The organism is Streptosporangium brasiliense, from assembly GCF_030811595.1.
In the GTDB taxonomy this organism is placed as follows: Bacteria; Actinomycetota; Actinomycetes; order Streptosporangiales; family Streptosporangiaceae; genus Streptosporangium; species Streptosporangium brasiliense.
This window is the reverse complement of record NZ_JAUSRB010000002.1, coordinates 7,337,062-7,356,513: the sequence shown is the minus strand read 5'-3', so window position 1 is coordinate 7,356,513 and position 19,452 is coordinate 7,337,062. Positions and strand designations below refer to the sequence as shown.

Annotated in this window: 19 protein-coding genes; 6 read left to right on the top strand and 13 right to left on the bottom strand. The window is 71.7% G+C overall.

Annotated features, from left to right (window positions below; genetic code table 11):
• Positions 1 to 49: 49 nt before the first annotated feature.
• From J2S55_RS42615 to J2S55_RS42595, 5 genes are all read right to left on the bottom strand, one after another.
• A complete protein-coding gene (locus J2S55_RS42615; RefSeq protein ID WP_306873159.1) occupies positions 50 to 1,249 on the bottom strand; it encodes a cytochrome P450 in 1,200 nt (399 codons plus the stop codon).
• 20 nt (positions 1,250 to 1,269) lie between these two features.
• Entirely contained in the window at positions 1,270 to 1,491 is a 222-nt protein-coding gene (locus J2S55_RS42610; RefSeq protein ID WP_306873156.1) for a hypothetical protein, read from the bottom strand.
• Positions 1,488 to 1,646 (bottom strand): hypothetical protein, encoded by a 159-nt coding sequence (locus J2S55_RS42605; RefSeq protein WP_306873153.1) that lies wholly within the window; start codon positions 1,644 to 1,646, stop codon positions 1,488 to 1,490. Before J2S55_RS42605 ends, J2S55_RS42610 begins: the two co-directional genes overlap by 4 nt.
• An 8-nt stretch (positions 1,647 to 1,654) precedes the next feature.
• Positions 1,655 to 2,125: a GbsR/MarR family transcriptional regulator gene (locus J2S55_RS42600; protein ID WP_306873150.1), complete on the bottom strand. Its 471-nt coding sequence runs from the start codon at positions 2,123 to 2,125 to the stop codon at positions 1,655 to 1,657.
• Positions 2,126 to 2,364: 239 nt separating this feature from the next.
• Positions 2,365 to 3,339 carry a helix-turn-helix domain-containing protein gene (locus J2S55_RS42595; protein ID WP_306873148.1) on the bottom strand — a complete coding sequence of 325 codons (975 nt, stop codon included), beginning with the start codon at positions 3,337 to 3,339 and terminating at the stop codon, positions 2,365 to 2,367.
• Positions 3,340 to 3,409: 70 nt separating this feature from the next.
• Here J2S55_RS42595 and J2S55_RS42590 point away from each other — a divergent pair, with 70 nt between their 5' ends.
• Entirely contained in the window at positions 3,410 to 3,733 is a 324-nt protein-coding gene (locus tag J2S55_RS42590; protein ID WP_306873146.1) for a cupin domain-containing protein, read from the top strand.
• Positions 3,734 to 3,904: 171 nt separating this feature from the next.
• Here J2S55_RS42590 and J2S55_RS42585 read toward each other — a convergent pair whose 3' ends face one another.
• Positions 3,905 to 4,522: a dihydrofolate reductase family protein gene (locus J2S55_RS42585; RefSeq protein ID WP_306873143.1), complete on the bottom strand. Its 618-nt coding sequence runs from the start codon at positions 4,520 to 4,522 to the stop codon at positions 3,905 to 3,907.
• 218 nt (positions 4,523 to 4,740) lie between these two features.
• Between J2S55_RS42585 and J2S55_RS42580 the strand changes: the two genes are divergently transcribed.
• Complete coding sequence (locus J2S55_RS42580; protein WP_306873140.1) at positions 4,741 to 7,380, top strand: helix-turn-helix transcriptional regulator; 2,640 nt, start codon at positions 4,741 to 4,743, stop codon at positions 7,378 to 7,380.
• A 245-nt stretch (positions 7,381 to 7,625) separates the two neighbouring features.
• Complete coding sequence (locus J2S55_RS42575; RefSeq protein ID WP_306873137.1) at positions 7,626 to 10,325, top strand: DUF7824 domain-containing protein; 2,700 nt, start codon at positions 7,626 to 7,628, stop codon at positions 10,323 to 10,325.
• A 52-nt stretch (positions 10,326 to 10,377) separates the two neighbouring features.
• Here J2S55_RS42575 and J2S55_RS42570 read toward each other — a convergent pair whose 3' ends face one another.
• Positions 10,378 to 11,094, bottom strand: a complete 717-nt coding sequence (locus J2S55_RS42570) for a type 1 glutamine amidotransferase (RefSeq protein WP_306873134.1) — start codon at positions 11,092 to 11,094, stop codon at positions 10,378 to 10,380.
• Between the two features lie 78 nt (positions 11,095 to 11,172).
• Between J2S55_RS42570 and J2S55_RS42565 the strand changes: the two genes are divergently transcribed.
• Positions 11,173 to 11,565, top strand: a complete 393-nt coding sequence (locus J2S55_RS42565) for a VOC family protein (RefSeq protein ID WP_306873132.1) — start codon at positions 11,173 to 11,175, stop codon at positions 11,563 to 11,565.
• A 242-nt stretch (positions 11,566 to 11,807) separates the two neighbouring features.
• Here J2S55_RS42565 and J2S55_RS42560 read toward each other — a convergent pair whose 3' ends face one another.
• The 6 genes from J2S55_RS42560 to J2S55_RS42535 form a co-directional block, all read right to left on the bottom strand.
• On the bottom strand, positions 11,808 to 12,467 hold the full coding sequence (locus tag J2S55_RS42560) for a hypothetical protein (protein WP_306873129.1): 660 nt from the start codon (positions 12,465 to 12,467) through the stop codon (positions 11,808 to 11,810).
• Between the two features lie 318 nt (positions 12,468 to 12,785).
• Positions 12,786 to 13,976 (bottom strand): serine hydrolase domain-containing protein, encoded by a 1,191-nt coding sequence (locus tag J2S55_RS42555; protein ID WP_306873127.1) that lies wholly within the window; start codon positions 13,974 to 13,976, stop codon positions 12,786 to 12,788.
• 66 nt (positions 13,977 to 14,042) lie between these two features.
• Positions 14,043 to 15,035: a hypothetical protein gene (locus J2S55_RS42550; protein WP_306873125.1), complete on the bottom strand. Its 993-nt coding sequence runs from the start codon at positions 15,033 to 15,035 to the stop codon at positions 14,043 to 14,045.
• A gap of 441 nt (positions 15,036 to 15,476) precedes the next feature.
• Positions 15,477 to 16,070, bottom strand: coding sequence for an MBL fold metallo-hydrolase (locus tag J2S55_RS42545; RefSeq protein WP_306873122.1), 594 nt, complete (start codon positions 16,068 to 16,070; stop codon positions 15,477 to 15,479).
• A 135-nt stretch (positions 16,071 to 16,205) separates the two neighbouring features.
• Positions 16,206 to 16,820, bottom strand: a complete 615-nt coding sequence (locus tag J2S55_RS42540; protein ID WP_306873119.1) for a histidine phosphatase family protein — start codon at positions 16,818 to 16,820, stop codon at positions 16,206 to 16,208.
• Positions 16,821 to 17,078: 258 nt separating this feature from the next.
• Complete coding sequence (locus J2S55_RS42535; protein ID WP_306873117.1) at positions 17,079 to 18,326, bottom strand: PEP/pyruvate-binding domain-containing protein; 1,248 nt, start codon at positions 18,324 to 18,326, stop codon at positions 17,079 to 17,081.
• A gap of 60 nt (positions 18,327 to 18,386) precedes the next feature.
• On the opposite strand from J2S55_RS42535, the gene J2S55_RS42530 reads away from it, so the two are divergent.
• A complete protein-coding gene (locus J2S55_RS42530) occupies positions 18,387 to 18,782 on the top strand; it encodes a DNA-binding protein (protein WP_306873114.1) in 396 nt (131 codons plus the stop codon).
• Positions 18,779 to 19,414 (top strand): transcriptional regulator, encoded by a 636-nt coding sequence (locus J2S55_RS42525; protein ID WP_306873112.1) that lies wholly within the window; start codon positions 18,779 to 18,781, stop codon positions 19,412 to 19,414. The genes J2S55_RS42530 and J2S55_RS42525 overlap by 4 nt, the downstream gene beginning before the upstream one ends.
• Positions 19,415 to 19,452: the final 38 nt, after the last annotated feature.

The following is a 19,452-nucleotide window of genomic DNA, read 5'->3' as shown; positions in this document are numbered from 1 at the left end:
CTGGGCGTGCTGCTGGGCGGCATGGTCAGACCGCTGCTGGGCGACGTGGTCAGGCCAGCGTCAGGCGGCGCACGCCCGTCATGGTCGGTGTGGGCATGAATTGCACCGGATCGTCCGGGTCGGTGCGCAGGACGTCGAACCGGTCGAGCAGGACGTTCAGCGCGACCCGCCCCTCCAGCCGGGCCAGCGGCGCGCCCAGGCAGAAGTGGATGCCGCGGCCGAAGGCCAGATGCGGGTTGGGGTCGCGGCCGGGGTCGAAGACGCCCGGGTCGGGGAACTGCCTCGGGTCCCTGTTGGCCGAGCCGAGCCAGACCATGATGAGCTGGTCGGCCGGGATCGCCACACCGCCCAGCTCGGTCTCGCGGGTGGTGGCGCGGCCCAGCGCGGCGAACGGGGTGAACAGGCGCAGCGACTCCTCGATGACGGCCGGGATCAGGGCGCGGTCGGCGCGGGCCCGCTTCTGCTGCTCGGGGAAGGCGTCGAGGCACAGCACCGTGTTGCCGAGCAGCATCGTGGTGGTGATGTGCCCGGCCAGCAGCAGCACGATCGCGAAGTTGACCACCTGCTCCGCCGGCAGGCGCTCGCCGTCCACCTCGGCCTCGACCAGCCGGGTGAGCAGGTCGGCCCGTGGGTGACGCCGGCGTTCCGCGGCGTGTGCGGCAAGGTAGGCGCTCATCTCCTGCCACGGTCCGAGCGTGGCCCGCAGGGCCGCGTCCTGCTTCTCGGTCGGCTCGGTGAGCGAGATCTTGGCGTCACGCTCGAACAGCGCGTCTGCCCACTTCTTGAACAGGGCGCGGTCGCTGCTGGGCACCCCCAGCAGCTCGGCGATGACGATGACGGGCAGCGGGTAGGCCAGATCGGTCACCAGCTCCAGCCGCCCGCGCTCGTGTGCCGCGTCCAGCAGCTCGCCGGTGAGCGCGGCGATCCTGGGTTCGAGCTCCGCCACGACCCTGCGGGTGAAGGCGCTGGTCACCAGCTTGCGCAGCTTGCCGTGCTCGGGCGGGTCGAGCTGGGTGATGAAGCCCTCCAGCGAGAGCTCCTCGGCGTCCGGCATCAGGCCCTTGGGGATCACGCGCATGGTGTCGGAGGAGTAGGTCGCGGGGTCGCCGAGGAGCTCCTGCGCCTCGGCGAAGCCGTGGACGTTCCATATGCCGGTGGTGGCGTCGTGCTCGACGGGCGGGCCCGATCGGGGACCGCGCAGCCAGAAGTGCTGTTCGGGGATGTGGTAGCGCTCGACGATGTCGGTCATCGCCCCTCCCTTGATGGTGGTCAGCCGAACGTGAACCGGTAGGTGTGGCCCATGTTCCGCAGCGCCGGGACGGCGTTGATCAGCCGGTGGAGCACGCGGTGGCGGCGTACCGGGATCCTGCGGTGGTGCTTGCCGGAGGAGGCCCGCTCGGCGCGGGCGGGCCGGGAGTTCCGGCGCTCGGCCTCCCGAGCGCCGTGCGGGCCCCGGCGGAAGCGCGGCACCAGGTGGCCGTCGCCGGTCACCGACGCGCCGATCGTCCGGTACGAGCCGCGTGGCGGTCGGCGAGGATCGGCGCCGGCAGCCGACTCTCGTACGCCCGTATGTAGTGGGTGCCGAGCAGGGTCCAGGTGATCCCCTCGTCACCGATCCCGGTGAAATCCACCTTCTCCGCGTTCATCGGCCTCCTTACATGCCATCCGCCTGCTTGTCGCGATATTCCTGCCAGCGTTCGACCAGCCCGTCGGCGTCGTGCTCGATGAAGGCGAAGAACCGCCTCGACTCCTCCACCTGCGCCCGCTGCTCGGGCCGGTCCTCGCCGACGACCGACAGCCCGAAGTCAAGCGTCTCCAGGCCGAGCCGCACGCCGGCGAGCTGGACCCCGAGGGCGTGCGCCCATCCGCCCCGCACGATCCGGTAGCGGTGCTCGCGGCCCGGCGCGGGCACCCGCTCCAGCATTCCGGCCCCCTCCATCTGACGGGCGACCGTGCTGACCGCGGTCTTGCTCACGCCGAGGTCGGCGGCCAGCTCGGTGAGCGACTGGTGCGGCGGGTCGCAGATCATCAGCCACGCGTACATGCGGCCCATCGTCCGCGTCGCGGCGAACCGCTCGAAGACCAGCCCCATCCGGTCGACGAACTCGCGCTCCTTCTGCTCCACTCGCCTTCTCCAGCCGCATCATCAAGTACGTACTTTACGTAAAGTACGCCTGAGCCATCCCCTGGGCAAGCTGCCGGACCATGCCTTCGTGGGACGTTGCTTCGGCCGGCGAGACGCGGTGACGTCCTTGGCGGGGTGCCCATAGGTGGTGGAGCGCGGCACGCCGGGCAGGTCGGCGATCTGCTGGACGGTCTTGTCCCGTGCGCTCGCGCAGCTCCTGCGCGAGCGCGATCGGCGCCTCAGGCGCCCGGTCGCGTGCCGCCGGCACGGCGGCCGAAGGAGCGGCGGTAGGCGGCAGGCGTGGTGCGCACCATCGCGTGAAAACGTCTGCGGAGGTTGGCGGCCGAGGACAGGCCGACCCTGGTCGCGATCGTCTCCACCGGGAGGTCCGTTTCTTCCAGAAGGGTGCGGGCGGCCATGATGCGTTGCTGGAGCAGCCATCGGCCGGGGGCGATGCCCAGCTGGTCGTCGAACCTGCGGGCGAGCGTGCGTGGGGAGATCTTGGCCTGCGCGGCGAGGTCGCTGACGGCGAGGGGCTCATGCAGCCGTTCGACGGCCCAGTCGAGGACGGTGGCCAGAGAGTCCGGCGGGTGGCCGGTGAGGGCCGGAGCGGCGTACTGCAGTTGCCCGCCCTCGCGATGCGGCGGCATGACCATGTGCCGGGCGATCTGCTCGGCGTGGGCGGCGCCATGGTCGGCGCGGGCCAGGTGCAGGCACAGGTCGATGCCTGCGGCGGTGCCGGCGCTGGTGGCGACGTCGCCCAGGTCGACGTACAGGGTGTCCGGCTCGACCTGAACGGCGGGGAAGCGGGCGGCGAGCTCGGCGGCCATCCGCCAGTGGGTGGTCGCCCTGCGGTGATCCAGCAGTCCCGCCTGCGCGAGGAGGAAGGCGCCGGAGCAGATCGCGACGATGCGGGCGCCGCGCCGGTGGGCGTGCCGTACGGCGTCGATCACGGCGCGCGGGGCGGGTTGTTCCCGGCGATGCCAGCCGGGGATCACCACGGTGCCGGCGGTCTCCAGCGCGGGCAGCCCCTGGCTGACCACCATGTCGTAGCCCGCCAGGGTCGGCACGGCGCCCGGATGCTCCGCGCACACGCCGAACTCGTAACGGGCGGGCAGACCGGGGCGGCGCATGCCGAAGACCTCGGCGGCGCACGCCAGCTCGAACGTGGACTGCGGTGGCAGCACCAGGGCGACCACTCGATGAGCACTCATGGCAGGAAAGTACCTGAAGGCGTCATTTCAGACACTGGGCCGGTACGGCCGGCGCCACGACGATGGGTCCATGACGCACAAGTCCGGTGATGTTCAGGTCCTGCACGTTGACGAGGTCGAACCGGTGGAGGTCGTCCCCGGGATCATCCGGCGGCGCCTGCCGGCCACGGAATGGGCGCGCGGATGGATGTATGACTTCGCCCCGGGGACCGAGTGGCCCGAGGTGGACGTGCACGAGGGAGAGGAACGCTACTACGTGATCTCGGGAGAGTTCGTCGACCGTGGGCAGCGCCTGGGGCCGGGCAGTTATGTGGTGTTCGCGCCCGGCAGCACACACCGCCCGCGTACCGAGACCGGCGCGCGCATGCTCGGCATCAGCATCCTCACCCGCTGACCGGCCGGCCGCCGCGCGCGGCGGCCGGCGTGATGCGTACCGCCTGATCGGCGGCCGGTCCGGAGACCACCTGCCCTCCCGTGGCCCGCGGCCCGCGGCCGAGCCTGCGTGGCCGCGGGCGGCACGTCGCGGAGCCGGCTCGGCGGCGTACCGGCCGACGCCGCGAAGGGGTCAGCCCGCGTTCCTGATCCGGTCGTAGATCAGGCAGATCGCGCCGGACTCGGTGGTCGACAGGTCGGTGAGCGACCAGGACGTGGCGGGCAGGCCGTCGGGGAAGAGCCGGGCACCGCCGCCGACCAGTTCCGGGCAGAGCGTGATGCTGAGCCGGTCCAGTTCGTCCCCGGCCAGTAGGGCCTTGATGACGCTGCCGCTGGCCAGGACGATGATGTCGCCGCCGGGCTGCCGGCGGAGCCGCTTGACCTCCTCGGCGGGATCGGCGTCGGCGAGGCGGGAGTTCTGCCACGGCGCCTCCGTCCGGGTCGAGGAGAAGACGATCTTCTCAGTCTCGTCGAGCCACTGGGCGAAGGCCCGGTCCCGGGGGTCGGCGCTGTCGTCCTTGGCGACCGCCGGCCAGACGGAGCCGAAGCCCTCGTAGTTCTTGCGGCCGAGCAGGGCGGTGGTGGCGGCGCCCGTCACCCGCACCATGTGGTCGCGGGCGCCGTCGGTGAGGGCGTGGGGGATGATCCAGCTCATGTCCCCCTCGCCGCCCTGGCCGTTGACCCGGCCGTCGAGCGAGAGCGCGATGTTGGCGACAACCTTGCGGGCCTGGACGTCGGGGTTCTGCGTCATGTCTGCTTTCCTTGGTGCTGGTGGCGACCCGGTGGCGCCGTGTACAGCGATCCTGTCGTCCTGGCAGGCCCGGAACATCTGCCGGCTGGCAGAGATGCCGGTGAACCGGTGGCTGATCCGCTGGCATACTTCCAGGAATGTCTGCTGTCCGTCACGTTCCGCCTGAGCTGTCATCGTTTGTAGGCCGAGCCTCGGAGCTAGCGGCGATCGGCGACGCGGTGACGGCCGGACGGGTCCTGACCCTGACCGGCCCGGGCGGATGCGGAAAGACCCGGCTGGCGATCCGCGTCTGCCGGCTGGCGGCCGAGGCGTGGCCGGAGGGGGCGTTCTGGGTCGACCTGGAGGAGGAGACGGACGGCAGCCACGTCGCCCGCCGGATGGCGGCGGCGCTGGACGTCCTCCTGCCCGCCGAGCCGGATCCGGTGCCGGCGCTGGTCAGCGCGCTGCGGGATCGCGAATTTCTCGTGGTGGTCGACAACTGCGAGCACGTGCTGGACGACGCCGCCAGGGTCATCGCGGCGGTGCTGTCGAAATGCCCGCGCGTGGCGGTGCTCGCCACCAGCCGCTCCAGGCTCGGCATCGCCGGCGAGCGGGTGTGGCCGGTCCCGCCGATGGATCTGGCCGATGCGCTGGAACTGTTCCTCGAACGCGTCCGCGCCGGCGCGCCGGACGCGGCGAGCGGGGCAGAGGCCCGCCCCGGGGCGAGGCGGATCTGCGACCGGCTCGACCGGCTGCCGCTCGCGTTGGAGCTGGCCGCCGGCTGGGCGGGCGTGCTGTCGCTGGCGCAGATCGCGGACTCCCTGAGCGCGCCGTTCGCCCTCCTGGACGGTGGCGCGCGGACCGCGCCCTTTCGGCAGCGGACGCTGCAGGGGTCGATGAGCTGGAGCCACGACCTGCTGGATGACGACGAGCGGGTGCTGTTCCGGCGGATCGGGGTGTTCGAGCCCGGCTTCACCGCGGACGCCGTGACCCGCCTGGCCGCACTCGGCGGGCCCGGCCCCGAACGCCTGCTCAAGGGGTTACGGGGGCTGATCGACAAATCGCTGGTCGTGGCGGACACGACGGGGGCGGTGGCCGGCTACCGGATGCTCGGGGTCGTCCGGGCCTACGCGCTCGCCCGCCTGGAGGAGGCACAGGAGGACGCGGCCGCCCGGGATCTGCACCTGGACATCCACCTGTCCCTGCTGGAACGGCTGGCGCCGCTGCTGGGCACCGACAAGGACGCCTGGCGGACGCGACTGGGCGCCGCCTACCCCAACGTCCACGCCGCGATCGAGTGGGGACTGTCGCGCGCCGACCCGGCCCGGGGGCGGCGCCTGGCCACGGCCTGCGCGTGGCTGTGGCATCTGGAGGGACGAGGCGTCGAGGGGGTGCGGCTGCTGCGGCGGGCGGCGGCGCGAGGCGCGGATGAGCGGAGCCCGCTGCAGGCGGAGGTCCTGGCGGCGCTGGCGCTGGTCCTCAACACCGCCGAGCCGGGTGTCGAGGCGTTCGAGGTGGCGCGGGCGGCGCAGGACATGGCCGCCGAGACCGGCGCGCCCGCGGCAGGACGGCCGGCACGACCGCTGGTCGCCATCGGGCGGCTCACCGTGGGCCTCACCGAGGCGCTGGAGGAGGCCCGGACGGTCAGGGAGGAGGCGGTTCAGGCCGGGGACGGATCCATCGCGGACTGCGCCGAGGCGTTCATCGGTCTGATACACGTGCTCGCCGACGACTATCGTCAGGCGATCGAATGCCTTGAACACGCCGTGGAAGGGCTTCTCGGGCGCGGCGACCGGGGGGTCGGGTCCTTCGCCCTGGGCTGGCTGGCGCTGGCCGCCGCCCGGTCCGGTGCGCTCCAGCGGGCGGGCGAACTGGCCCAGCGTGCCGTGGCCACCGCGGAGCCCCTGCGTGACCTGCACTGGACCGGCTCGGCCCGGGTCGTCCTGGCCGAGATCCGCATCCTCCAGGGCCGCCTGGACGAGGCCGCTGCCGCGCTGGCGCCCATCGACCGCCTGGTCGACGGGTCGGGGCGGCTGCCGTTCATCACCGGCTGGGAGCGCTGCAAGGCGATGCTCGCGCTCGAACACGACCGCCCGCGAGAAGCGGTGGAGTGGTGCTGGCGAGAAGGCCGCTGGCAGGAGGAGCCGACCGAGGGATGGCTCGCGCCCGAGACCCAGCTGGTGCTGGCGGTCGCCCTGCGGCGGTCAGGCGACCACTCGGCCGCGGCACGGGTGCTCAACGCCCTGTCCGATGCGCCGGTGACCACACAGATGCCACGCATCCGCGCGGGCGTGCTGGATGAGCTGGCGCTGCTGATCCACGCGACCGACACCGAGCGGGCGCTGAACCTGCACCATGAGGCCCTACGGATCCGGATCGACCACGATCTCGTCCTCGGCCGTGTCGCCAGCCTGGAATCTCTGGCGTTGCTCAACCTGCGGCGCGGCGTGGCCAAGACGGCCGGGGTGCTCGCGGGCGCTGCGGAGCGCGCCCGCTCCGACCTCGGGATCGCGCCTCGGCCGCTCCTGCGTGCCGCCGTTGCCGACGAGGAGCTGCGGGCGCGGCTGCAGGAGCCGGCCCTGCACGGAGCCGTGGAGCACGGTCGTGCGATGGATCTGCCCGCAGCCGTCGGCTACGCCACCCGCGCGCGCGGGCCGCGCCGTCGGCCGGAGTCCGGATGGGAGAGCCTCACCCCGGCCGAGCGGTCAGTGGTGGAGCTCGCCGCCGAGGGGTTGTCCAATCCCGAGATCGCCACCCGCCTGTTCGTCAGCCGTGGCACGGTCAAGACTCACCTGGCGCACATCTACGCCAAACTTCAGGTCGCCAACCGCACCGAGCTCGCCCGCGCGGCGGCCGTGCACCTCAACCGGCACAACTAGCCCGCGGCTTTCACGGCCGGCCCGGATCGGCTCGGTCGTTCACCGGAGAATGGGCCTTTGAACTGGGATGATCGGACTTGTCTGAGGTCCCGTCCAGCCCTGGCCGGAAGGCGCCTCCCGAGTGAGCTCCACCGCTTCCCACTGCAAGAGCACCGTGTCAGACAAGATCATCAGCGGTGTCGGGGCCGCTCCGCCCGCTGCGGATGATCCAGTTTCTGTCGGAGTTGATCTCTACGGTGTGCGGCATGACGACACACTCCCCGGAGAGCGGGGCCTGGCCGGGCGTGCGCGCGGCCGTCACCGCCGGTGACCCGGCCCTGGTCGCGGCCGCTGTGCTGGCCCTCGACGAGGCCGGGCGCCGCGAGGTGGCTCGCGAGCTGCCCGGCCACATCGGCGTCGCCAGGGAAGCGATCGCCGAACGCGACCGGCGCCGGGGCGTATGGACCGACGGCGGGGAATGGATCGAGCCCATGCGGGTCGCCGGCGCGGGGGTGCTCGGCGGGGCGGCGGCCGTCGCGACCTGGCTCTACCGCCGCGACTTCACCCGTTGGCGGCGGCCGCTCGACTCCGGGCCGCTGCTGCGTGTGATCGGCGCGCGGCCGCCGGAGTGGCAGGCCGACCTCGCCGTGCGGCTGGCCCTGCGGCTGCGCGGCAGCCGGGCCCAGGCCAGGGACGACAGCGTGCCGCTGGCCCTGGAGCTGCTGCGCCGCACCGGCGCCGTCCCGCCCGACCACGACCCGCTCACGATCGCCTGGGTGTCCCAGCCGCCGGACCTGGAGCACGACCCGCTGGCCGAGCACCTGGTGCCCCGGTTGTTCGAGGTCGAGGGCGTGGGCCGAGCGCTGCGCGAGGACAACATCGACCCGCCCTCCTGGGACTCCAGCCGCCGCACCTGGCTGGGGGCGCTGCGCGCCGCGGTCGCGGCCGGCCGGTCGGTTCCCGAGGCGCTGGTCGACGGCTGCGTACGCCGGTTCCTGCGCGGCGGCAGCGCCGCCGACCTGCGCTTCTTCGCCCGCCTGCACGAGATGCTCGACCCGGTGCCGAGCAAGGAGCGTGCCCGCGACTATCTGCGGCTGCTGCCCGCCGCGCCGGGCCCGGTGGCCGAGCTGGCGCTGCGGCAGCTGCGCGGCGCGGGCGAGTTGAGCGGCGAGGAGGTCAATGAGGCGGTGTCGGCGCTGCTGTCGCGCCCTGAGGGCAAGCTTGTGCGCGCCGGGCTGACTCTGGTGGACCAGGCCGCCCGCGACGCAGCCGGTGACCTCGACGACCTGGCCGCGGCGCTCGCCTCGGCACTGCTGTGCGAGCCGTACGAGGTGCGCGAGCGCGCGGTGCGCCTGGCCGTCAAGCATGCCGGACGCTTCACGTACGCCGGGGCCGAGGCCGTGCGTGAGGCGGCGAGCTTCCTGCCCGCCGAGCTGGCGGCACGGCTGTCGGAGGCGTACGGCGTGGTGGCGGCCGAGCCGGAGGTGGCCGACGACTTCGAGCCCGGGCCGCTGCCGCCGTTCGAGCTGCTCGCCCGCGAGCCGTTCCCGCCGGCGCTCGAGGACCTGACCGCCGCCTACGACCAGGTCGGTGACGGCATCACCTTCGAACGGTGGCTCGACGGCTTCGTCCGTGACCCGTCCAGGCGGCCGCTCCCCGGCCGGGGCCGCATCTACGGGCGGCGCCGGTGGTGCCGCCTCGACGAGTGGACGGAGGCGCTGCTGCGCGAGGCCTCCGACCCCGGCGCCGAACCGACCGTCCCCGAGCCCGAACGCGCTCCCGATCACGCCGGGCACGTCATCGGCGTGCGCACCACCGAGGGCGACGTCAAGGTGGACTCCGGCCGGCTGCCGGACCCGCGCCACGTCTCGCCGCCGCACTATGCCATGCTGCTGCGCTGCGCCGAGGTCCACGCCGCGCTGAAGGCCGGGACGCTGCCGCCGTACCTGCTGGCCACCCCGACGCTGACCTCCGGTCACCTTGACCCCGCCGAGCTGGTGGCCCGCCTGGAGGGGTACGAGCGGGCCGGCGTCCAGGCCCTCTCCGCCGATCTGGGGCAGGCGCTGCTGCGGCTGCCGCGGGAGGTGGACCCGGAGGTGATCGACCGCGCCGGGAAGCTGGCCTCGGAGGCGGGCGCCACGCTGGCGCGATGGCTGGCCGACCGGCCGGAGCCGGGGCTGGGCGTGGACTGGTCGCACGCCGGCGGCGACTACACGCACGACCGGCAGAAGGGTGAGCACAGTCCCCGGCTGCACCCCCGCATCCGGATCGAGCCGACGGGGCTGGCGCTGATCGACGCGCTGCTGTCCGATCCGCGTCCCTGGACGGGCGGAGGCGACGGCGTGTACATGGAGTCCTGGCGGCTGACGCTGCCCTCGGACCGGGAGGCAGTGGCCATGCACCTCCTGCCGCACCTGCTCGACACCTGGGGGCGGCCCGGCTACTTCCACGAGTACGTGGCCGCGCTGTTCTCCCAGGACGGGCCGGTGGGCGAGGCGATGGCGCTGCTGATCGCCGTCCAGCTGACCGAGCGCGACATGTTCGCCTGGGAGGAGCGCGGCCGGCGGCTGCTGCTGGGCGCAGCCGCCGCAGGTTGCCTGCCCGCCGTGGAGTGCGGGCGGCAGCTCGGGCTGTCCCTGCGCAGGGACGTGACCAAGCTGAGCCACGTACGCTCGGCACTGCAGGAATGCGCGGAACAGGGCGCGCACCGGCAGGTGTGGGAGATCATGACCGGACTGCTGCCCGTCTACCTGCCAGGACCGGATGAGCGGCCACATTCCGGGCACACTCAGGCGCTCTCCTTCGCGATCGACGCCGCCCGCCGAGCCGGAGCGCGCGGCCCCGCCCCTGCGGTCGCGGAGGCGGCGGCTCGCAAGGGGGCGAGCGGCTTCGTGCGCACCGCCCGCACCCTGCACGAGCAGCTGCTCAGGGGACAGGGGCAGGCCGCGACACGGACGCACGCCTAGACGAGCGGAAGGCGGTGCGCGCCGGTCCCGGCCGGCGCCGCCAGGCGAACGGCTAGGGGCGTCCCTCCTTGACCAGGGTGGCGAAACGGGAGGCCACCGCAGCCCAGGCGGCCCGCGAGAGCGGGTCGTCGGTCACGGCGGCGGCGTACAGCTCGTCGGGGTCAAGCCCTCGACGGCGGGTGTACTCGACGTCCCACCGCTGGATGCGTTCGGGCCCCACCTCGGGATGGAACTGCACGCCCCAGGCGCGGTCGCCCAGCCGGAAGGCCTGGTAGGGGCAGCGTTCGGTCTCGGCCAGCCAGACCGCGTCCGGCGGCAGGGCCGTGATGGCGTCGATGTGGTTCTCGATCGCCGGGACGGCGGCGGGCAGCCCGCCGAAGACCACGTCGTCCGCCGCCTCGGCCCTCATGGTGATGGACGTGCTGCCGTGCTCGGGCGCCCCGGCGTCGCCCTGGACCTTCCCGCCGCCGACCGAGGCCAGCATCTGCCCGCCGAGGCAGATGCCGAAGAACGGCACCGACCGGGCGAGGGCCTGCTCGACGAGGGCGCGGGTGGCCGGCAGCCAGGGCGCCCTGTCGTCGTCGTCCGGCAGGTAACCTCCGCCGAGCACGATCAGGCCGTCGTGCTTCAGCCGCGACGGGAGGGCGGACCCGTCGAAGGCGGTGGCCACGTCGACGGCGACGCCGGCGGCCTCCAGCCATTCCCCGAACCGCCCAGGGCCCCCGTTCGTATCGTTCTGCACGGCAAGCACACGCGGTATCTCCGACATGAGGCCCGACTCTACCGCCCCTGCCCACATGTGCACCTGGGAGCCCTCCGGCCCCAGGGGATCTCTTATGATCGGCAGATGCCCCTCGGTCATATCGGCATGAACGTCAGCGACCTCGTCCGCGCCAAGGCGTACTACGACGAGTTCCTGCCCCAGGTCGGCTTCGAGAGCTTCTTCGCCGCCGACGACGAGTTCTCCTACCGTCCGGCGGACGGCAAGCCGGGCACATACCTGTTCTTCTACCCCGCAGTGGAGGACGGCGACTATTCACGCCACCGTCCCGGCCTGCAGCATCTGGCCTTCATGGTGAAGACCCGCCAGGAGGTGGACCGCCTCCACGCGTGGGCGGCCGGCCGGGGCGCGACCGTGTTGCACGCGCCTCGGGAGTTCCCGCAGTACGGTCCCGCCTACTACGCCACGTTCTGGGAGGACCCCGACGGCGTCATGCTGGAAGTGGTCTGCCACCGGTAGCCCTACCCGGGGGCGGGGGAGTGTCTCGTCGAGGGCGCAAGGCGCAGGGCGCCGTGCGGCGGGGGCCAGCCGGGCCTGGGGTCAGCCGGGCCTGGGGTCAAGGGGTCGGTCCTCGCCAAGCGAGGGTCGTCATGCCGGTGAGCACGTCGGGCGGGATGTCGGCTTCCGAGACGGCGTCGATCTCGGGAGTCCACTCATCCGCGGCCGAGGCTCTACGGCAGCTCCGTTCCCCTGCCGAGGCTCTACGGCAACTCCGCTCCCCCGGAGAAGTCCCGTTGCCGCCGCAGGCCGAGGACGTGGACCGCCACCATGCCGATGCTCACGGCGGCCGTCGTCCACACGACCCATTGCCCGACAGTCGTGATCACTTCATTCCTGCCCGGTGGCATCACGAACATCTGGACGGCCGCGCCGACCGGCACAGTCACCTTCGCGAGCACACCGATCGCTCCCGGCCGCCTGGCACATGCCCCTATGGCGCCCAGAATCGGTCCGAGCAGAATACTCGCCGCCCACCAGTAGACCGTGTCATACCCGTAGGAGCCGAGCGAGACGCCGTGGACGACCGTGTCCACGGCGTAGTACGCCGCCGTGGCGGCGAGCAGGGCCAACGCTCCGGCAACGGCGCCCCGGGCCAGTGTCCGGGCCTCAAGGCCGCCCTGCTCGGCGCGGGTGGCCAGCAACCCCGCCAGCACCGCCGACCCGGCCCATGCCCAGCCGGAGTCCAGCAGTACGCTCACGATCTCCATGACCGACCATCCGCCGGTCGTCGCTTCCCGGCTCTCCAGATCCACCGAAAGCTGGGCCACGGCGTTGACCAGGGAGGTAGCCGCGCCGAACACCGCGCCGACCGCCAGGACGCTCAGCAGGGGTTTCGAACCGGATCGCGGGTTGTTGTCCATGGACGGCTTTCTACCAAACAAGGTCGCGACATGCGCTGTCGGAAGGGACCCGGAGCAGGTTCCCATCGGAGCGTCAGCGGGGTGCCGAGCGGTGTGCGGGCTCAGTGCCGCTGCAGCTCATGGACGTAATACATCGCTGGTGGCCGCCATGGCCCCGCAGTGCTCGTGCGGGGCGTACATGAGCTGGATCCGTGAGAGCGCCCGGGGAACCATCGCCGCGGCGAAGGGGGGCCTGGACGATGCGGGCGCTCATCAGTATCTCTGCGGCGGGGGCGGCGCCTTCCTGGGCCGCCCCCGCGTCCTACGGCGTGGTGGCGGCTATCGGGACGTGGCCGGGCAGAACTCGGCGTCGAGCACGTCGGTGAAGACGCTCAGGCCGCTCCAGTCGCCGTTGACCTGACTGACCAGCAGGTGCTTGCCGTCGCGGGAGCCCATGGCGTAGCTCCACGACCCGTAGGTCGCGCCGCCGTTGCCCCAGACCGCGACGCCGCACGACAGCTTCTGGGTGAAGACGCCCAGTCCGTAGCGGGTGTCGGGGATCCACGGGTAGGCCTTGCCGTTCACGCTGGTGTCGACGGGGTTGTCGAACATCTCGTGCTGCTGGGCGGGCGGCAGCAGGCGTCCGCCCAGCAGCGCGCGGAAGAAGCGCTGGAGGTCACCGGTGGTCGAGACGATGCCACCGGCCGCCCAGGAAAAGGACTGGTTCATCTCGGTCGCGTCGTGGATCTTGGGGTTGGGGTCCTGGGAGAACAGGACGGAGTAGTGCCGGGGGTGAGTGCCGCGGATCTTCGCCTCACTTCCCGGCAGGTAGGTTCCGGTCAAGCCGAGCGGGCGGATGACGCGCTGGTGGAGCTCCTGGCCGTAGGTCCTTCCCGTCGCCTTTTCGATGATCATGGCGGCCAGGTAGTAGTTGGTGTTGGAGTAGCCGAAGCCCTTGCCCGGATCGAAGTAGGGCCCCTTGGCCAGGCCGATCCTCACCAGCTGCTCGGGGGTGTAGGAGTCGTAGCGGTGCTCGTACCAGGCGTCACCCGTGCCCTTGGCGAAGAACTCCTCGTCGTTGCCGTAGTTGAAGATCCCGCTGCTGTGATTGAGCAACATCCGGATGGTGATCTTGCGGCCGTCGTACCCGTTGCCCTGGACAAGGCCGGGCAGCCACTTCTCCACCGTGTCGTCGAGCTTCAGCTTCCGCTCCGCGGCCAGCTGCAGGACCACGGTGGCGGTGAACGCCTTGGTGGCGCTCCCGATGCGGAACCGCTCATGCTGCTGTCGCTTGCGGCCGGTCTTGGTGTCGGCCACGCCCGCTGAGCCGAACCACGTCCCCCTGCGGTCGTGGACCTCGGCGACCATGCCGGGGGCGCCCCCCTTGGCCACGGCAGCGTCAAGGGCGCGCTGCACCGCGGGGTGACCGGGAGCGGTGTCCGCGGATGCCGCGGGGGTCGCCATCGTGGACGCCGTCACGGCCAACGCGGCGATGATCAGCCCTGCATTGACAGAAGGAGTTCCGGTCATTTCAGTTCCTTTCAGCAAGCTCGGGCCCACATGGGCCCGAGCACAGATCGGGTCGGGCGGAGGTTCTCAGCGCGCCATCTGGCGATGCCGTGCAGGCTCGGCCGTGGTCGCGGAGACTCGTTTGGCGGCGGCGATCACCCCTGCGGCGGCCAGCGCGGTGATCAGCGTCAGCGCGGCGAAGGCGATGAGAGTCGGGGCGTCGGGATGGATCAGGGACTGGCCGCGCACCGCCTGCCAGGTCACGATCGCGACCAGGCCGCCGTAGCCGAGGGCGGCGGTGCCGACCAGGCGGGCGCGGACCTTCTCCGCGCGCAGCCAGGCGCGCTTGGCGGCCAGGGCGGCCAGCACCGCGGTGAGCAGGAGGAGCACCTGGATGCCGTGCAGGGCGAAGAAGTGCGGCACCCGGAAGTCGCCGCCGGTCACGCTCCAGCCGGTCAGGGGCATGCCGTGGCCGTCGGGGTCGCCGATGCCGTGGCCCTGGTACATCGGCACCTGGTCGCCGTTGGCGTCGGTCACCGTGCGGGGGTGGATCTCGGCGGCCAGCCAGTAGATCGGCACGAGCATGCCGAAGGTGGCCAGCCCGAGCCCTGCGCGGATCGCCCGGTTCAGGTCCGGGCCGCCGGTCCGCTGGGTCAGCACGACGATCGCGATGATCAGTTGCGCGATGAGGATGGTCATCACGCCGTAGGTGAGGATGGGGACCAGGGCCAGCGTGACCGCATCGGTCTGATCGGCGTTGAAGTGGCTGAAGGTGCCGCGCGCCGCCTGGATCGTGATGGCGCCGACCTCGGTGATCGCGGCCAGCGCGAAAACGGTGCCGACCCACCAGCCCAGGCGCCTTCCCTTGCTCAGCTTGGTCAGCAGCCACGCCAGGGTCGCGGCGTAGAGGGCGAAGGCGAAGCCGAACTTGAGCGGCTTGACCCACACCGACTCGTCCAGCAGGGTCCGGCCGTCCACCACGAGCCCGACGCCGGCGGCGGACACAAGGCCCAGCATGAGGAGCGCGCAGACCACCAGTGGACGGTGCCAGGTACGCCAGGGGGTGAGGAAGGAAGTCATGAGGGCTCCGATCACGGTGGCGAGCAGCCCTCGTTCGGGCGGCTCCGATCACACCGCTTGTTTGCGAATGACTAAAAGCTAACTAGCTTTCACTTATTCGTCAATCCAGAAATCAGCAAAAGCCGCAAACTTACAGGTCAAAGCCATCAAGTTTTGCAATGATAATGAAGGTGAATGCAAGTTCGGCCTCGACCTGTTTGCAATGAGATGCCTGCGAACGCAATTCGCCGCGATGACGGTCGACGCGGGTCTGCCGCGGATGACGGCCCGAGTGCTGACCTGCCTGTACGTCACGGACATTCGAGCCTCTGTCCGGCGAGGCGGTAGGGCTGGGTGCCGGCTTCGATGATGTCGCCGCCGGAGGCGAGCCGGCCGACGGCGACGGCGCGGGGAGTCGGTGAAGGTCTTGGTCCAGCCGCTGACCTCGGGCGCTGCCGGGCGTCAGCGAGGGGTGGCCGCGGTCGGGGTGAAGGGTGCGCCGTGGCCGGGGACGATGAGGTCGGCGACGGCCAGCACGCGCTCTCGGCTGGCCCGCAGGATCTGGCGGTCGATGGTGACCGGGTCGTCGGCGGGGCCGTCGGCCCGCCACCACAGGTCGCCCGCGCAGGCCACGACACCCTCGGCGGTGCCGGCCAGGAGGGTGATGTCCTCGGCGCTGTGGCCGGGGGTGGCGAGCAGTTTGATCGACGGGGAGAACCCGTAGCCCTCGGCGTCCCGGTCCGTCCACTCATGGCCCCGGTAGATCGCCTTGTGGTCGTGGACCCGCGCCTGGCCGAACAGGCCGACGTTGAGGATGTTGTCGGGGTGGTGGTGGCTGAGCACCACGTCGGTGATGTCGTCCGTCGTGAGGCCGAGGCCGGCGAGCGCGTCGGTGATCACTGACTGGCTCGCGACCATGCCGGGGTCCACCACGATTCTGAGGTCGCCCTCGGTGACGTAGGACACGGTCGCGGCCACGCCGGGTCCTGTGGAGGTGGTGTAGCCGGTGGCGAGGATATGGACGGCGGCCGTGCGGCCGTAGGGTGCGTCGGTCATGGAAAGCAGTCTGACGACGGCGTGCCCTCGGAAACATTGGCACTAAATCCCACTATCGCGGGTTTCGTGCCAATGTTTCGATCGGTCGCCGCCTACGCGCCGCAGGGGCACCACGCTGGGGCGCTAGAAGTCACCTCATGGCCTCATGCCTTTGGGGAAGCCGGTCCAGCGCAGGTCGGTCGGGAGGTGGCTCATGTCGTTGAACATCACGATCGTGGGCGGCAGGCCGTTGCGGTACTCGATGACCGTCAGCGCGGTGTTGGCGCTGTTCAGTCCGAGCCACCGGGACGGCGGCGCGTCCAGTGCGTGCCGCACCAGCCACGCGATCTGATAGGCGTGCGTCACCAGGACCTCGTGTGTGTCGGGCTGGGCCCCTTCCGTGGTCGTGTCGGGCACCTTCGCGAACCGGGCGACCAGGGCCTCGGCGAGCCTTCGGCCCGAGGCCGCCTCGGCCTCGTCGTAGCCGTCGAAGAAGCCGGCCCAGGACGGGGGCGTTTCGGCCGCGCTGGGAACGTAGGGCACGTGGTCGACGAGTTCGGCGGCCTCGGTCACGGGCACGTCCGGCAGATGCCGGGCGAGTCCGTGCGCGCTTGCTACGGCGCGTGGTAACGGGGAGTGCCACACGGCGTCGACCGGTACGTCGGCGAGCCGTTCGCCCAGCAGGTCCGCCTGCCGGTGCCCGATACCGGTGAGCTCCCCGAACGCGTCGGCCGCGCCGTGGCGTGCTAGATAGAGGTGTCGTGTTGCCATTGGTGGTCAGGGGCGCGGTGTCCGTGCGGGCCCGTTCCCCATCTCCTTTCGATCCGTAGATGTGGGTTCGGCGGTGGGATGTCTGGGTGGGATCGGCCCCTGGTCCGGCAGAGACCGAGGAGGCCGTGCACGGCCGGGCGGTGCGATCATCGTCGGCGAACGGGGCGGGGCCGTGCCGTTGCGGCCGCCGGCGCTCTCGCTACGTCGGCGGCGTGTGAATCCGGGCGATGACTCCCGGCCAGGGACGGAAGTGATCGGTCACGTGTCCGTCGCCGTGACGGTGCCGGTGGTGCCGTCGATGGTGATGACGGTGCCGTCGCGGAGCCTGCTCGTCGCGTTCGGGACGCCGAGGACGGCGGGGATGGCGTGCTCGCGGGCGACGATCGCGGCGTGGGAGAGCACGCCTCCGGTTTCGGTGATGACGCCGGCGGCGATGCGCAGCAGCGGCGTCCAGGCGGGGTCGGTGAAGGGGCAGACGAGGATGTCACCCGGGTGCACGCGCGCGAAGTCGCCGGGACCGCGGACGATTCTCGCGGTGCCGGTCACGGTCCCGTGGCTGCCTGGTGTCCCGGTGAGTGTGGCGGCTGGGGTGTCCGAGGCGTTGGAAGGCGATGCCGGCGGTGGGGGCGTGGCGGTGACCGGCCGTGCCTGCAGAACCCAGGTGCGGCCGTCGACGATCGCCCACTCGATGTCCTGCGGTCCACCGAGTACGGCGGCAATCTCCTTGCCCAGCTTGGCGAGCTGCGTGGCGGTCGCGTCGTCGATCGCCGGTTGCTCCCGGGCACGGGTGGGCACGTCGCCGATGACGAGCCGCGTGCCGCGCCGGTCGAGGCGGGTCCGTTTGTCTGCGACGGTGCGTGTGACCGATCCGTCCTCGGCGACGCGGTAGGCGTCAGGGGTGACCATGCCTCCGACGATGCTGGGGCCGAGGCCCCAGGACGCCTCGATCTCGGTCGTGTCGTTCGGATCCGCGGGTGTGAACATGACCCCGGACACCTCGGCATCCAGATGGCGCTGGACGATGACGGCCATCATAGGATCGCCGGAAGGCTGGTCGTCGCGGCCGTGGGCCCCCCGGTAGTCGATGGCACGTGGAGACAGCAACGAGGCCCAGCAGGCACGTACGGCATCGGCGACCTCGCTGACTCCGTGCACGGCGAGAAAGCTCTCGTGCTGACCGGCCGCCGATGTCTGACCGGTGTCCTCGTTCGCTGCCGATGACCTTACGGCCACGGGCGGATCGCCGAGCTCGTCGAGTGCGCCTTCCAACGCGTCGATCACGGCGGCGTGGACCGGACGGGCCTCGATCGCCTGCCGCGCCGCGTCGAGATCGTCCGACTCGCCGGCGAACCGCCCGAGGTCCAGGCCACGGACAGCCGCGAGGTAAGCGGCGAACGGGACGACGAAGCCGTCAGGAACCGGTAGACCCGCGCGGAGCAGCGTGCCGAGCGTGCCGGCCTTGCCTCCGCAGGTATCGGCGACGGCCTCCATGAGGGGGACGATCATCCACCCCTACCTTTCAACAGAATGTTGACGACGCTCCGTTGATTGTGGATCATGAGTTGCATGCAACGCAAGCAGGACATCGCTCACGCCATGCACGCTGACCACGTCCAGGCCCGTCGTGAGCAGGACGCGCGTGAGCGTCTTCTGGGCCTGGGCGCAGATGCGCTCGACGCCCGTCCGTGGCGACCCCCGCCCGTCCCGCCGTCGGCGGTCGACCTCGCGCAGTTCGCCGTCTGGCGCTGCGCCGACCTGGACCCGGAGGACATCCTGAGCGCGCTCGCCCTCCTGCCCGCCGCGCGCGCCGAGGTCGAAGGGCTCGAAACCGCCCTGCTGTTCATGGCCCGGAGCGCAGGGCTGACCTGGGCGCAGATGGCGCACGCGATGGGGTTCAACTCCCCGCAGGCGTGCCAGCAGCACTACACCCGCCTGGCAGCACGACAGGACGCCGACTCGTGACGCGGGACTCCTCGCCCGGCCTCCTGGTCCTGCACTCCGTGCGCATCACCGGCTTCGCGGACACCCCGGTGATCGCTCATCGGTACGGGCTCGACGCGGCCGAGACGGAAGAGGTGCTGCGCGACGCCGAGGCGTGGGGTTGGGTCGAGCACACCGCCTTCGCCGGCACCGGAGGCTGGTCGTTGACCGAGCTGGGCCGAGCCGAGAACGAGCGCCGGCTCGCAGCCGAGCTCGCACGCGTCGGCGGTACCGACGAGGTCCGTGACGTCTACCGCGAGTTCCTCCCGCTGAACGCCCTCCTGCTACGAGCCTGCACCGACTGGCAACTCCGGCCCACCGCCGGCGACCGGCTCGCCGTCAACGACCACTCCGATCCCGCCTGGGACGCCAGAGTCCTCTACGAGCTCGCCGGCATCGACCGCGCACTCCCGCCACTCGCGGACCGGCTCGGGGACGTTCTCGCACGGTTCCGCGGATACGACACGCGATTCACCACGGCCCTGGCGCGCGCCCGGGCCGGGGAGGGTGCCTGGGTCGACCGCACCGACGTCGACTCCTGCCATCGAGTCTGGTTCGAGCTCCACGAAGACCTCATCGCCACGCTCGGCCTCGACCGGCACGCGGAACCCTGACCCCACGCTCCGCTGACCGCGATGATCCACCATGGCGG

Coding starts and splice junctions, on each gene's coding strand:
- J2S55_RS42535 (WP_306873117.1), bottom strand. CDS start 18,326: ATGATCGTCCCCCTCATGGAGGCCGTCGCCGATACCTGCGGAGGCAAG.
- J2S55_RS42615 (WP_306873159.1), bottom strand. CDS start 1,249: ATGACCGACATCGTCGAGCGCTACCACATCCCCGAACAGCACTTCTGG.
- J2S55_RS42540 (WP_306873119.1), bottom strand. CDS start 16,820: ATGGCAACACGACACCTCTATCTAGCACGCCACGGCGCGGCCGACGCG.
- J2S55_RS42555 (WP_306873127.1), bottom strand. CDS start 13,976: ATGACCGGAACTCCTTCTGTCAATGCAGGGCTGATCATCGCCGCGTTG.
- J2S55_RS42590 (WP_306873146.1), top strand. CDS start 3,410: ATGACGCACAAGTCCGGTGATGTTCAGGTCCTGCACGTTGACGAGGTC.
- J2S55_RS42565 (WP_306873132.1), top strand. CDS start 11,173: ATGCCCCTCGGTCATATCGGCATGAACGTCAGCGACCTCGTCCGCGCC.
- J2S55_RS42560 (WP_306873129.1), bottom strand. CDS start 12,467: ATGGACAACAACCCGCGATCCGGTTCGAAACCCCTGCTGAGCGTCCTG.
- J2S55_RS42570 (WP_306873134.1), bottom strand. CDS start 11,094: ATGTCGGAGATACCGCGTGTGCTTGCCGTGCAGAACGATACGAACGGG.
- J2S55_RS42585 (WP_306873143.1), bottom strand. CDS start 4,522: ATGACGCAGAACCCCGACGTCCAGGCCCGCAAGGTTGTCGCCAACATC.
- J2S55_RS42550 (WP_306873125.1), bottom strand. CDS start 15,035: ATGACTTCCTTCCTCACCCCCTGGCGTACCTGGCACCGTCCACTGGTG.
- J2S55_RS42545 (WP_306873122.1), bottom strand. CDS start 16,070: ATGACCGACGCACCCTACGGCCGCACGGCCGCCGTCCATATCCTCGCC.
- J2S55_RS42595 (WP_306873148.1), bottom strand. CDS start 3,339: ATGAGTGCTCATCGAGTGGTCGCCCTGGTGCTGCCACCGCAGTCCACG.
- J2S55_RS42575 (WP_306873137.1), top strand. CDS start 7,626: ATGACGACACACTCCCCGGAGAGCGGGGCCTGGCCGGGCGTGCGCGCG.
- J2S55_RS42605 (WP_306873153.1), bottom strand. CDS start 1,646: ATGAACGCGGAGAAGGTGGATTTCACCGGGATCGGTGACGAGGGGATC.
- J2S55_RS42530 (WP_306873114.1), top strand. CDS start 18,387: ATGCAACGCAAGCAGGACATCGCTCACGCCATGCACGCTGACCACGTC.